Origin of the sequence: Acinetobacter sp. 16, from assembly GCF_033439925.1 — a bacterium.
GTDB lineage: Bacteria > Pseudomonadota > Gammaproteobacteria > Pseudomonadales > Moraxellaceae > Acinetobacter > Acinetobacter junii.
Genome location: NZ_CP137746.1, coordinates 2,631,074 through 2,644,161, shown reverse-complemented (window position 1 = coordinate 2,644,161; position 13,088 = coordinate 2,631,074). Strand labels below are relative to the sequence as shown.

The window sequence follows — 13,088 nt, the reverse complement described above, 5'->3', positions numbered from 1 at the left end:
ATAAAAAAAGCGGCGTTTCCGCCGCATAAAACATTAAAACTTAAAACATTGATTCTTCAGAATTCGCTGAAATCTTATGAATCGAAAGGTCAGCACCACGATACTCATCTTCTTGAGATAAACGGATGCCCATAGTGACTTTTAAAATGCCATATACGACAAAACCACCTACCAATGCGATAGCTACACCTAAGCCAGTCCCGATGATTTGAGAAATAATCGATACTCCACCCAAACCGCCAAGCGCTTGCTGACCAAAGATACCTGCCGCAATACCACCAAAAGCACCACAGACACCATGTAATGGCCAAACCCCCAAGACATCGTCGACTTTGAGTTTGTTTTGCGTGTAAGTAAATAGATAAACGAACATGCCACCAGCAGCCCCACCGATAACTAATGCACCGATAGGATGCACGATGTCAGAGCCTGCACAGATCGCTACTAAACCAGCCAAAGGACCATTGTGCAAGAAGCCTGGGTCATTTTTACCCATAAAGTTAGCTGCCAAAGTACCGCCAACCATCGCCATCAATGAGTTGATCGCAACTAAGCCAGAGATAGCATCAACACGTTGAGCACTCATTACGTTGAAGCCAAACCAACCTACGATCAAAATCCATGAACCCAAAGCTAGGAATGGAATAGATGAAGGAGGGTGAGCACTTACACGACCGTCATTTTTATAACGACCATTACGCGCACCTAACAAGATCACCGCAGCTAAGGCAATCCACCCACCCATCGCGTGTACAACCACAGAACCAGCGAAATCATGGAAAGTTGCACCAAAAGAGCTTTCAAGCCATTTTTGGAAACCATAGTTTCCATTCCAAATCATCCCCTCAAAGAATGGGTAGATCAGGGCAATTAGAAGTAAAGTTGCGATCGCTTGTGAACGCATTTTGGCACGTTCAGCAATACCCCCAGAGACAATCGCTGGAATAGCAGCAGCAAAGGTCAATAAAAAGAAGCAACGCATCAGGTTATAACCATGATCAGCAGCTAAAACTTCGCCTGCATGAAAAAAGTTTTGTCCGTAGGCAATCCAATAACCAACAAAAAAGTAGGCAATTGCGGAAATTGCAAAGTCAGTCAGAATTTTACTGAGTGCATTGACTTGGTTTTTGTGACGAACGGTGCCTAGCTCTAAAAATGCAAAGCCTGCGTGCATTGCCAAAACCAGTACTGCACCGAGCAGTAAGAAAAATAGATCTACGTTTTGCATAGTGGTGCTCAAAAAAAGTGCTAAATTTTATTTTGGTGCAAGTATTTGATTCATTTTTTGCACCAAAATAGATTTAGTAAATCTAAAAACTCAAGCTGTAGCGTCACAACTCAATTTGATGGATTTTGTGATGCAAAAAACGCACCAATTTAGAAAATAAATTGTAAATATGATGAAAATTGGTGCGTGTTGTCTGAAAAGCATAGGGCCTTAAAGATTGATACAAAGGAAGGCGAATCATTTGCATCAATAAAACACTTGAGAGCATGAGACAGAACGCGAGCGGGAGATGGTGCTTTTAAGTGAGTCTCCATTTTTTATAGATACCGACTTTAAAAATCCTAAACTGCAATTGAAACTCGATCAAGTACAACAGTCGTATAAGTATTATGCATGGTTAGGAATTGCAAACCCTAGTGGGAAAGTAGAAGTTGCGGCCAATAAACTACTAGAAGGGGCAGATGTTTCAGCAAGACCATGGTTTATTGAAGGCTTGAAACATGTTTATTTGGGCGATGTACATGAAGCAGTTCTGCTTGCGAAAAAATTAAAAGCCATTAATCCCAATGAACCCATGCGTTTTATTGATTTTGCAACGCCAATCTACGACCCAAATACCAAAGTATTGAAAGGTGTTTTGGCCGCACATGCAGATTGGAGTTGGGCTCAGCAAGTTTTAAAAACAGCTTTGCCAGAAGATGCAGCTGAAAAAGGCATCGAGGTATTTATTGTCAATAAGCAAGGGGAGATTCTTTATCCCTATAAAAGTATTGGACAAGTTCAATTACCTGCGATCTCGCAGCAGCACAATCATTATTTTGTTGATACTTGGAATGAAATGAGGGACAGAAGTATTTGACCACAGATGTTGCCGTGATCTCAGATACAGAAATGAGCTTAGGATGGCATGTCATAATCCGTCAACCCGTGTCTACAGCACTTGCGGAGGTTCGTGCTTTACAGCAACAAATAGTGCTGATTGGTTTAATCGTCACCTTATTCATGCTTACTCTCACTTATCGCTTAGCCAATCATTTTAGCCGTCCAATTGAAAATTTAGCGAAAAGTGCACATGCGGTCGAAGAGGGACAAGAAGATATTCATTTTGAGGTAAATAGTAGTATTCGAGAAATTACAGGTTTATCACAGTCTTTAAATAGCATGACTAAAACGCTGTTAACCCAAAAACATCAGCTCATGGATGCCAATATCACGCTTGAACAAAAGGTACAAGAACGCACGCAGGAACTCGAACAAGCCAATATTGAATTAGAAAAATTGGCTCGGTACGACGCATTAACGGAATTATATAACCGACGCGCACTCACGGATTATTTAGATTATTTGTACGCACAGTTTGCACGAAGTCATTTGGCTTATGCGGTGTTGTTAATGGATGTCGATTTCTTCAAAAAAGTGAATGATCAATATGGGCACGAAGTAGGCGACTTTGTTCTGAAAAGCGTAGCGCAACAGTTGTCCTCGACGGTGCGTGAGTCTGACTTTGTTGCCCGTTATGGTGGTGAAGAGTTTGTAGTGTTGTTACCTGCTACATCGCTTGAAGGGGCAGTAGCTTTGGCGGAAAATCTGCGACAGGCGGTAGAAAATGCGCCTATTTTGGATCATCACCCAATTTCCATCAGCATCGGAGTGAGTGTGGTACAGGCTGGGGATAGTGATGCACAGGCTGCGATGCGTCGTGCCGACCAATATTTGTATCAAGCTAAAGCACAAGGTCGTAACCGAGTGATTGGAGCTTAATTGCCTGCTTAGTGATGTAGCAGATCGGGGTGATCTGTTACACTACGACCTTCTGTTTTATCTTCTTCTGTTGCATGTCTTTCGATATAAAAATAAGCCGATCATCTAAAGATGAACCTTCACCACAGCAGAAAAAGCTGAATCGCCTGATTGATCAAATAGAACAGCAAAAAATCAGCCTTGCTGCATGGCAGAATGCACAAGCTGAGATTCAACAGCACACACGGCAAAAGCTGATGCCTGTGTATAGCGAGCTGCATGAAATCCTGTTTCAGCAGTTAGATCAGCTTTGGATGCTGTTACAACAGCATGAGTTTTCCAAAGCGGATATGCAGCAACTCGATGAGAAAATCGCACAAATTGCCCGTATGTTGAAACGCTCACAAATGTTGAATGAAGGACAACTCAATCTTGTGAAGCAGATCGACACCTTTTATCAACAACATACTCAACAATCTGTTAAAAAGTCTAAAAAAGCACAGTCAGAAAAGTTTGAGTATCAAGCATCCTCTGAGCAGAGCATCGAGCAATATGCAGAACAAAGGAGTGAACAAGAAGACGACTTTGAGCAATATGCTGCTGAACAGCAACAAGCAAGAGAGAAAGCCAAGCAGTTACGCCAGCAACAGAAACGTGAACAAGCTGAGCAACTGGCAGCACAGTCACTTAAAACGGTGTATTTAAAAATAGCTGCCATGATTCATCCTGACCGTGAGCAAGATGAAACTAAGAAAGCAGAAAAAACCGAATTGTTCCAACAAGCCAGTCAGGCTTATGAACAGCAGGATTTGTTTTATTTGTTGAAACTCCAGTTAGAGCTTGAACAGAATAAGGGTGTAGGGTCTAAAGAGTTATCTACGGAGCAAGTGAAGTTTTATAAACTGGCTTTGGATGCACAAAGTCAGCAGCTTGAAAGTCAAATTGAAGAGATTTTAGATTCTTTTCAGTTGGCGAAGAAAGTTAAAGCCGAGCATCTGCATATTAGTGATGTGTATAAAGCGATTGATGCGGATTGTGCTGAGTTAAAGCAGCAGTTGAAATGGGAAAAAGAACGTTTAAAGCATATGAAAAAGGTGAGTGGGGTAGAGATGTTGTTGGGGCATGGGGTTTTATAATCTAATAATCCCTCTTCTGGAGAAGAGGGATTATCTAATAAATGAATTTATGTGGAAGACAATTTGAGAAATTCGTTTGTAGTTTCAATATGATGCTTAATAGAAATTTTCTTACTGATTCCTAGTCCTGGATAGTGTTTTTTATTTCTATAGTTACGAAAATCATTAATAGCTGAAGTTTTATAAAATGAAATTTTTTCAAAATCAACATCTTGAAGGAACTTGTTGACCGCATCTAGAAATTTTTTTCCTACATTATCAGTAGAGTTGTCATCATATGATAAATAATGTTTTACATATTTTGTGTAATTTCTATTCAAATCGGTATATGTGCTATGAATTGCAACCACAAAGGCTGGACCTCCACCATTTGAATATTTTTTCGGTGTTATAGTAAAGTCACCGTAACCTATTACATTTTTTTTATTTTTAAATTGCACATTTAGATCTGTAAGTAAGCTTTCTGATGGGTAATCAGCATTTCTCTTTATCTTAGGGAAAAAATCACCATATAAAACGATGTTTTCAAGCTTATCAATTATTGACTCTCCCGTGTGTTGGGGAAGAAATAAAATTTTGGCTTGACTTAGTAAGTGTTCATCAATTGCATAGTATTCATCAAATAATAAAGTAAAGTCGTTAAATTTTTTTAGAAAAAAATCTGCATTTGGATTATTCATATTAATGCAAGGTAAATAGTCAATATTAATCTTGCTCGCTTCAAGGAGAGTGTAAAAGAGGTCAGAGTTGTTCTTATACTCCCCAATATTTGGATTCATTATAATAATAGGGCGAATATTCTTCTCGTTTAATTTTTTTACACTTAAAAGAAGGTCTTTAGTATTTTTTTTAACTGGTTCTATTATAGGTAAGAAATAGTCGAAACTATTTATTAGAGCTAATTCTTTTAAAGCAGATAATTCATGTTGTTTCCCACGGAGTATTGGAAAGTACATTTATTGTTTCCCCATTTTTTAATTGTATGATATCAGCGAGACTTCTTAGATCAGACTTTAGAAAGTTATAACTAATGACTGCATTAGTAAGTGATGTTGGAAACTTACTGATTGTTTTATCATCATTCTTCCTCTTTTTTTTCAAAATTTCAATAAAAAATTTATTCAATTTTTTTTCGTTGGGGAAATTTCTAATAATAGTAAGACAATGGTCATATATTTCAGTATTTGGAACGTCTACATTTTTCTTTGTGATTTGATTAGCTAACAACTTAAACTCAGGTTGTCTTAATGATTGCATTATTAAATTTTTATCAATTACAAAGTTTTTAATATGTGATCTTCTAATCTTCTTTAGATTTAATTTGTTGTTAAACTCAATAATACCTATATATTCTGGTAAATAGTTTAAAAGCTTTTTTGTGAATTTAGGCGCACATACTACATATATTTCATTGAAAAGTTTTTCATACTCTTTTAATTGTAAGTCTAACCTTTGTAAGCTATCAAATTCAGTCTTAATTTCATAGCAAGTTGATTTTCCATTTAATATTACACAATCTGCTTTTCTTTGGCCTACACGAAATTCTGTTAGAACCGTAGCATTTTCAAAACTATATTTTTCTAAAAATAATTTCTGAATAATCATATTCTTATATATATATTCATTTGCATAATTCTGACTTAATAATTTAAAAGATTCATTGAAAATATCTGCTATTGAAAACTCTTTATTAGTACTGAAAAAATCAATATGAATTTGATTAATAAACTCTAAGTTGCCTCGAGAAAGTTGTTGTAAATGAGCACTTGTAAATAGTTGTGCTAATTTTTTGTAGTCAGTATTCATATTTTATCCAGATAATTTATATGTCTAAGATAAAAAATCTCCCCTATGAATTTGACATAAGGGAGGTTTATCAAACCACTATATTATTAAAGCGCAGCAATTTGCTCCATGCTTGCTTTAATTTTACTTAATTGATCAGCAAATTCAGCAAGTTTAACCTTTTCACCTTCAACCACTGCTGCTGGTGCTTTAGCAACAAAACCTTCATTTGAAAGTTTATTGGCAATTTGATCATGTTGCTTTTGAACCTTATCCAAGTCCTTCTGCAAACGACCCAATTCCGCTTTAGGATCAATCAAGCCTTTCATTGGTACAAATACCGAAGCATGGCTTACAACGCTAGAGCATGAAAGAGGTGGCTCTTGCTCATTGGTCAAGAACTCAATGCTTTCAACTTTTGCGAGTGCTTTGAACAACGCTTCGATACGGATGATTTGCTCACGTTCTGCATCAGAAATATTCTTAAGCAATACAGGTAATAAACGTGCATTACCTAAGCCCATTTCACCACGAATATTACGCACCGCACCGATCAAACCTTGTAACCACTGCATATCTGCTTCAGCTTGATCATTGATCTTCGCTTGTTCAGGAACAGGGTATTGTGCAGTCATAATCGTACTTTGACCAATTTTGGCACCTTTGCCTAACATCGGCGCAAGGGTCTGCCAGATTTCTTCTGTCAAATACGGCATTAACGGATGAGCCAAACGTAAAGATGCTTCCATCACGGCAAGTAGTACACGGCGAACTTCAGCTTTACGCTCTTCAGATACATTCGCATCATTGAGAACAGGCTTAGTTAACTCAACGTACCAGTCACAGTATTCATTCCAAATAAAGTCATAGATTGCTTGTGCTGCAAGGTCTAGACGATATGTTGCAAATGCTTGATGTACCGCAGCTTCTGCTTTTTGCAAACGGCTGATGATCCACTGTTCTGGAAGTTCCCAAAGATCAGGGCGTGCTTCTTGACCAACAATTTGACCTTCAACATTCATCAGAACGAAACGAGTTGCGTTCCAAATCTTGTTACAGAAGTTACGGTAGCCCTCAACACGTTTTAAGTCGAACTTGATGTCACGACCTGTGTTTGCAAGCGCACAGAAGGTAAAACGTACTGCATCCGTACCATAAGCATTGATGCCCTCTGGGAATTCTTTACGCGTTGATTTCTCAATCTTCGCAGCATCTTTTGGATTCATTAAGCCCGTTGTACGTTTCGCAACAAGGCTTTCTAAATCAATACCGTCGATCAAATCTAATGGGTCAAGGACGTTACCCTTAGACTTCGACATTTTTTGACCTTCACCATCACGTACTAAGCCGTGAACGTAAACCGTCTTAAATGGAACTTGTGATGAACCATCTTCATTCTTCATGAAGTGCATGGTCATCATGATCATACGTGCAACCCAGAAGAAGATAATGTCAAAACCAGTCACCAACACATCTGTTGGATGGAAGGTTTTAAGGAAATCATTCGCTGCATCTTTTTGTGCGTCGCCAGTCCAACCTAAAGTTGAGAATGTCCACAGCGCAGATGAGAACCATGTGTCCAAAACGTCTTCGTCTTGTTTCAGTTCTACATCAGCAGCGATATTGTTCTTGCTACGAACTTCTTCTTCGTTGCGCCCCACGTAAATGTTGCCTTCAGCATCATACCAAGCAGGGATACGGTGACCCCACCAGAGTTGACGAGAGATACACCAGTCTTGAATATCACGCATCCAAGACATATACATGTTGGTGTATTGCTCGGGAACAAATTTGATACGACCATCTTGAACTGCTTCAATTGCAGGCTCAGCAAGTGGTGCAATTTTCACATACCATTGGTCTGTCAATAATGGTTCAACGATCACACCTGAACGGTCACCGCGTGGTGCTTTTAAATCATAAGGTTGAATTTGATCTAACCAGCCTTCAGCCTCAGCTTGTTCAACCAATTTCTTACGTGCTGCAAAACGCTCTAAACCGATATAGTCAGTAGGCGCAGGAAGTAGTTGTGAAATTTGCTCACCCGCTTTAGCGATGTATTCAAACTCAGCCAAAACTTCTGCATTTTTGTTGAAGATATTGATAATCGCTAGACCACAACGTTTACCTACTTCATAGTCATTGAAGTCATGCGCAGGCGTGATTTTTACACAGCCTGTACCGAAGTCTTTTTCAACGTATTCATCTGCAACAACTGGGACTAAACGACCTGTGATCGGTAGAACAATGTTTTTACCGATAAGGTGTGCATAGCGTTCATCTTCAGGATGTACTGCAACGGCTGTATCGCCCAATAATGTTTCAGGACGCGTCGTTGCAACCACAAGGTAGTCATTACCATCTTTGGTTTTAAGCGATTTGTCTTCAAAGAAATATTTAAAGTGCCACAACGAGCCTTTTTCTTCTTTGCTTTCAACTTCAAGATCAGAAAGGGCAGTTTGTAGTTTTGGATCCCAATTCACCAAACGCTTACCACGATAGATCAAACCATCTTCGTGAAGTTTAACAAACACTTCTTTCACAGCATTGGATAAACCTTCATCCATCGTGAAGCGTTCACGTGACCAATCGACTGATGAGCCTAAACGACGGATTTGACGTGTAATTGTTCCGCCTGATTGTTCTTTCCATTCCCAAACTTTGTCGATGAACTTTTCACGACCTAAGTCATGGCGGTTAATCCCTTGGAGACCAAGTTGACGCTCGACGACCATCTGCGTTGCAATTCCCGCATGGTCAGTTCCAGGTTGCCATAAGGTATTTTTACCCATCATACGGTTATAACGAGTCAGTGCATCCATGATGGCATTGTTAAAGCCATGACCCATGTGCAAGCTACCCGTAACGTTTGGTGGTGGAATCATGATACAGAATGATTCACCTTGACCTGATGGTTTGAAATAACCGTTTTGTTCCCAGATTTGATACCACTTCTTTTCGATCTCGGTTGGATCGTAAGTTGTTGCGATATTTTGAGCAGATTGAGCGTCAGTCATAGTACAGAAGATCAAAATAGAATAAAAAATTGCATCTATTGTAGCAAAAAAATGATGAATATTTTCATCAAAAAAAGTCGATGAAAACAGTTGGTTTTTTTCTTGAAAAAGTTAGATTTATGTATGTTACATCACACAATTAAAAATGTTTAAGCATAAAACAACGATATAAAAATATTAAAACTTAAAAAAGGACGGTTACGATGAGTTATTCAATTCTATTAAAAATTAATGAAGCAACACACGGTCAACCATTTTTGGCATTTATGCATGTTGATCGTGAATAGAATGTGGTAAATTCAGCATTTGAAAAGCCAAAAATGAAAGAAAAACAGAATCTAAGGATGAATAAGGGCTTATTGAATAAGCCCTTATTTTATGGAATCTAGAATAGGGTGATTAGAATGAACACTGCCGTTTTTTTAAATATTCATGCCGATACATACGCGCGATTTGCTCACATCCGTACGCAGCTCTTACAGGGTAGTAAAGAAAGCCAAGCAAATGCTTTGGGGGCAGTTTTATCTGAAATTGCATGTGAAGTGATAGAACAAGTTTTTATGGTGCTATTGCAAGACAATCAACATCATTCACTCACAGGTGAATCTGAAAAAGTGATTCAGCAGATTTTAGAAGCAATCCGAAAATATATGCCATGGTCAGTGTCATTCTTTGGGAATGATCGTCTAGTTCCATTGATTGAACATTTATCTAAAACAATTCGAGTTGAAGATGAGTCGGTATATATGACTTATCCGATTGAGCAACAGTTGACTCAACAGGTTAAAGCTTCGAGTCAAAAATTAGCTGAAGGGGAAAGTCGGGAAATTGCCAATTCACTGAAGTTGCTCACAGAAGTGATTGATGTAGGTGTCACTCATTTAATTCGTGAGCCGAAAAAGAGCCTAAAATTTAATTTTGTAGTCGATAAAACCTTAAATGGCGTCATTAATATGACGACACATTTAGGGTATAAGCGTTTAGAAAAATTAGGTACTCAACTTGATCAACAAGCTGCGGCAACTTATGTAGATCACTTTCTTAAATTTATGCGTCACCCTGCATAAATAAAGGAGATATATGACATGGCGAAACTTAAAAGTCTTGAAAATAAAGTCGTATGGATTACAGGTGCATCTTCGGGCTTAGGTAAAGCTTTGGCACGAGAGTGCGCTTTACAAGGTGCTCAAGTTGTACTGACTTCACGTCGTTATGATGAGTTGGAATCGGTTCGAGTGGGTTTACTTAAGCCTGAACAGCATCTTTCAATCGCTGCTGATATTACCGATGAAGCTCAAGTCCGCCATGCACATGAACGAGTTCTCGCAACCAAAGGACGTATTGATTGGCTGATTAATAATGCAGGCTTGAGTCAGCGTGCGTTGATTGAAGAAACGAGTATGCACACTGAACGTGCCATCATGGAAGTGGATTATTTCTCCCAAGTGTTCTTTACCAAAACCGTATTACCCACTTTGCGCAAACAAAAATCAGGTCGGGTGGTATTTATTTCGAGTGTGGCGGGTCTTTTAGGTACCCAATATCGAGCAAGTTATTCTGCAGCGAAAGCAGCGATTCACATGTGGGCAAATAGTTTACGTGCTGAGGTTGCGAAAGAAGGTGTGGAAGTTTCTGTTGTCTTCCCTGGTTTTGTGAAGACCAATGTTTCGTTTAATGCTTTAAATGGTGAAGGTAAACCACAAGGACATCAGGATGAAGCGATTGAAAATGGACTTGAAGCCGATGTATTTGCTGAACGAGTAGTGAGTTCATTAATGGCAGGTGATGAATATATTGTTGTTGGCGGGAAAAAAGAACAACTCGGAGTATTGGTCTCTCGCTTATCACCAAGCTTGTTATATAAAATGATTCGTAAAACACGAGTTAAATGATAGTGCAAACACCTAATAAAGCTGTTTTTAATTGGAGTGGCGGAAAAGATTCTGCCCTCGCACTTTATACCGTCTTACAGCAAAAACTATTCGAAGTGGTTGCTTTGTTGACCACAGTCAATGAGGAAACGGAATTGTCATCTATGCATGCGATTCCATTTTCATTATTGATGAAACAAGCTGAAAGTATTGGTATCCCTCTTTATCCTGTATTTTTACCCAAGAACCTACCTGTTTATGAGCAGCGCATGTTAGATGCTGCTCAGCATTTCAAGGCACAGGGGGTAGAACATTTTATTTTTGGTGATATTTATCTTAGTGACGTGCGTAAATATCGAGAAGACCGTTTACATCCTTTAGGAATTGAAGTGGTCGAGCCAATCTGGAATCTTGATTCAACTGAAGTGATGAAACACTTTTTGGATTCAGGCATTAGAACTAAAATCATCGTCACAGATGCTAGTAAATTGGATCGTTCTTTTATTGGTCAAGATATAGATGCAGCATTGATAGAACGGATGCCTGAGGATATCGATATCTGCGGAGAAAATGGCGAATACCATACTTTTGCTTATGCTGGAGCATTGTTCAAACAACCCGTTGAATTGTAAGCGTCCGCTGAACCCCATGCCTATTTTTTAATTTGAGTTGGATTTCCAGCGATGTGGTAGTAATTCTTCTATTTGGGTCGCTTTATGCGTCGGCAGCCTTTTCAGCACATCACTGAGATAGGCATACGGATCCAACCCATTCAGCTTTGCTGACTGGATTAAAGTCATGATATTTGCCGCTCGCTGTCCACTGCGCAGCGAACCTGCAAACAACCAGTTCTTACGGCCCAATGCCCAGGGACGCATTGAGTTCTCTGCCCAGTTATTGTCAATGGGTAGATTGCCATCATCCAGATAGCGGCTTAAGGCTGGCCAACGCTTCAGACTGTAATTGATGGCCTTGGCGGTTGGAGAACTCGATGGCACCGTCAGATAATGTTGGTTGAGCCATTCACACAGTTGTTGCATCACCGGTTGGCTGTGCTGTTGTCGGTATTCGCGGCGGTGTTCTGCTGTACCATCGGTCTTTTTCCTGAGTTCTGCTTCTATCGCATACAGTTTCTGAATCATCAGTAATGCCTGTTCAGCGATCTGACTTTTCCCGGTCACATGTAGCTCATGGAATTTACGACGTGCATGCGCCATGCAGCCCACCTCTATGACATCGCCTGATTTAAAGCGTGCTTTATAACCACTGTAATCATCACAGACCAGATGGCCCTGCCAGCCATTCAGGAACTCTTCTGCATGCTGACCTGAACGGCTATCCTGAAAGTCATAGATCACCGCTTGAACTGGATTGTACTGTGTAGTGGCATAGGCCCAGACATAACCTTTCTTCGGTTTTTTCTCATCATCACCCATCCGCATGATGGTGACCGGCGTTTCATCGGCATGGATCACCCGCTGTTGCAGCACCACCTGTTTTAAGGCATTGGCCAGAGGTTCCAGTTCCACACCGCAGCGACCTATCCAGTCAGATAACGTTGATCTAGAAAGCTCGATTCCCGCCCGCTGATAGATCAGACGTTGACGGTACAGCGGTAAATGATCGGCATACTTCGATACCAGCACATGGCTGAGCAGTTCAGGTGAAGCAATGCCTTTATCAATCACATAGGCAGGCATCGCTTGCTGAGTCAGGGTGTCACACTGATCACAGACCCATTTGCCACGCACATGCTGTTCCTTATAGAACTGTGCCGGTCTGAAATGTAGTTTTTCACTGATATCTTCGCCGATACGACGCAAGGTGCAGCCACAAGCACATTGGGTTGATGTTGGTTCATGCTCGATACGGATGGTGTGTAGATGATCGGGCAGCAGTCGACGTTTAGGTTTGTTGACTGTGGCTTTGTGTGTCGCTGCATCAGTTTTATCTGCATTCAGCCGTTCCAGTTCCAGATCAACAGCGGCAATATCTTCTTCGACCGCTTCATCCCACAGATGGATTTGTTTTGCGGTGAGATGTTCGTTTTTACTGCCAAATTTGTGCTGTTTAAATAGTGCGAGCTCATGCTCGTATTTTTGCGTGAGAATGGAAAGATGTTGAACTTTGGCATCCAATTGCTGGTTTGATTTTTCTAATTCTTGATTTGATTGTGCCAAAGACTGATGCTGCATTGCCAACTGCCGGGTAAATTCCAGCAGTTGTTCATGGGTCAGTTGGCTTAAATCAGGCAGCGTATTCATGACCGCAGTATGCCTGAGGTCATGACGCAGAGGAAATAGAACGTTTG

At 40.0% G+C, this 13,088-nt stretch carries 10 protein-coding genes and 1 pseudogene; 6 read left to right on the top strand and 5 right to left on the bottom strand.

Annotated elements, in window-relative coordinates; translation table 11 throughout:
* Nucleotides 1–40: 40 nt before the first annotated feature.
* Nucleotides 41–1,228, bottom strand: coding sequence for an ammonium transporter (locus R2H34_RS12775; protein WP_318342284.1), 1,188 nt, complete (start codon nt 1,226–1,228; stop codon nt 41–43).
* 289 nt (nt 1,229–1,517) lie between these two features.
* Here R2H34_RS12775 and R2H34_RS12770 point away from each other — a divergent pair, with 289 nt between their 5' ends.
* From R2H34_RS12770 to R2H34_RS12760, 3 genes are all read left to right on the top strand, one after another.
* Nucleotides 1,518–2,087: a cache domain-containing protein gene (locus R2H34_RS12770; protein ID WP_282896656.1), complete on the top strand. Its 570-nt coding sequence runs from the start codon at nt 1,518–1,520 to the stop codon at nt 2,085–2,087.
* Nucleotides 2,084–2,989 carry a diguanylate cyclase gene (locus R2H34_RS12765; RefSeq protein ID WP_282896655.1) on the top strand — a complete coding sequence of 302 codons (906 nt, stop codon included), beginning with the start codon at nt 2,084–2,086 and terminating at the stop codon, nt 2,987–2,989. The genes R2H34_RS12770 and R2H34_RS12765 overlap by 4 nt, the downstream gene beginning before the upstream one ends.
* Before the next feature lie 74 nt (nt 2,990–3,063).
* Nucleotides 3,064–4,104, top strand: coding sequence for a molecular chaperone DnaJ (locus R2H34_RS12760; RefSeq protein WP_282896654.1), 1,041 nt, complete (start codon nt 3,064–3,066; stop codon nt 4,102–4,104).
* Nucleotides 4,105–4,151: 47 nt separating this feature from the next.
* On the opposite strand, the gene R2H34_RS12755 is transcribed toward R2H34_RS12760, so the two are convergent.
* The 3 genes from R2H34_RS12755 to R2H34_RS12745 form a co-directional block, all read right to left on the bottom strand.
* Nucleotides 4,152–5,060, bottom strand: a complete 909-nt coding sequence (locus R2H34_RS12755; RefSeq protein ID WP_129263736.1) for a sce7725 family protein — start codon at nt 5,058–5,060, stop codon at nt 4,152–4,154.
* A complete protein-coding gene (locus tag R2H34_RS12750; protein ID WP_129263734.1) occupies nt 5,026–5,910 on the bottom strand; it encodes a sce7726 family protein in 885 nt (294 codons plus the stop codon). Before R2H34_RS12750 ends, R2H34_RS12755 begins: the two co-directional genes overlap by 35 nt.
* An 86-nt stretch (nt 5,911–5,996) precedes the next feature.
* Entirely contained in the window at nt 5,997–8,906 is a 2,910-nt protein-coding gene (locus tag R2H34_RS12745) for a valine--tRNA ligase (protein ID WP_151826253.1), read from the bottom strand.
* Nucleotides 8,907–9,310: 404 nt separating this feature from the next.
* On the opposite strand from R2H34_RS12745, the gene R2H34_RS12740 reads away from it, so the two are divergent.
* From R2H34_RS12740 to R2H34_RS12730, 3 genes and pseudogenes are all read left to right on the top strand, one after another.
* Nucleotides 9,311–9,973, top strand: a complete 663-nt coding sequence (locus R2H34_RS12740) for a hypothetical protein (RefSeq protein WP_004908464.1) — start codon at nt 9,311–9,313, stop codon at nt 9,971–9,973.
* Between the two features lie 18 nt (nt 9,974–9,991).
* A complete protein-coding gene (locus R2H34_RS12735) occupies nt 9,992–10,798 on the top strand; it encodes an SDR family NAD(P)-dependent oxidoreductase (protein ID WP_004908462.1) in 807 nt (268 codons plus the stop codon).
* Nucleotides 10,795–11,403, top strand: a pseudogene (locus R2H34_RS12730) (ATP-binding protein); the annotation flags it as partial. The gene R2H34_RS12735 and the pseudogene R2H34_RS12730, both read left to right, overlap by 4 nt.
* 33 nt (nt 11,404–11,436) lie before the next feature.
* Here R2H34_RS12730 and tnpC read toward each other — a convergent pair.
* Nucleotides 11,437–13,041, bottom strand: coding sequence for an IS66 family transposase (tnpC, locus tag R2H34_RS12725; RefSeq protein ID WP_004684361.1), 1,605 nt, complete (start codon nt 13,039–13,041; stop codon nt 11,437–11,439).
* Nucleotides 13,042–13,088: the final 47 nt, after the last annotated feature.

Bases quoted from the DNA above. Each gene is read 5' to 3' on its own strand.
- R2H34_RS12770 (WP_282896656.1), top strand. From the start codon at position 1,518: ATGGTGCTTTTAAGTGAGTCTCCATTTTTTATAGATACCGACTTTAAA.
- tnpC (WP_004684361.1), bottom strand. From the start codon at position 13,041: ATGAATACGCTGCCTGATTTAAGCCAACTGACCCATGAACAACTGCTG.
- R2H34_RS12755 (WP_129263736.1), bottom strand. From the start codon at position 5,060: ATGTACTTTCCAATACTCCGTGGGAAACAACATGAATTATCTGCTTTA.
- R2H34_RS12740 (WP_004908464.1), top strand. From the start codon at position 9,311: ATGAACACTGCCGTTTTTTTAAATATTCATGCCGATACATACGCGCGA.
- R2H34_RS12775 (WP_318342284.1), bottom strand. From the start codon at position 1,228: ATGCAAAACGTAGATCTATTTTTCTTACTGCTCGGTGCAGTACTGGTT.
- R2H34_RS12735 (WP_004908462.1), top strand. From the start codon at position 9,992: ATGGCGAAACTTAAAAGTCTTGAAAATAAAGTCGTATGGATTACAGGT.
- R2H34_RS12760 (WP_282896654.1), top strand. From the start codon at position 3,064: ATGTCTTTCGATATAAAAATAAGCCGATCATCTAAAGATGAACCTTCA.
- R2H34_RS12745 (WP_151826253.1), bottom strand. From the start codon at position 8,906: ATGACTGACGCTCAATCTGCTCAAAATATCGCAACAACTTACGATCCA.
- R2H34_RS12750 (WP_129263734.1), bottom strand. From the start codon at position 5,910: ATGAATACTGACTACAAAAAATTAGCACAACTATTTACAAGTGCTCAT.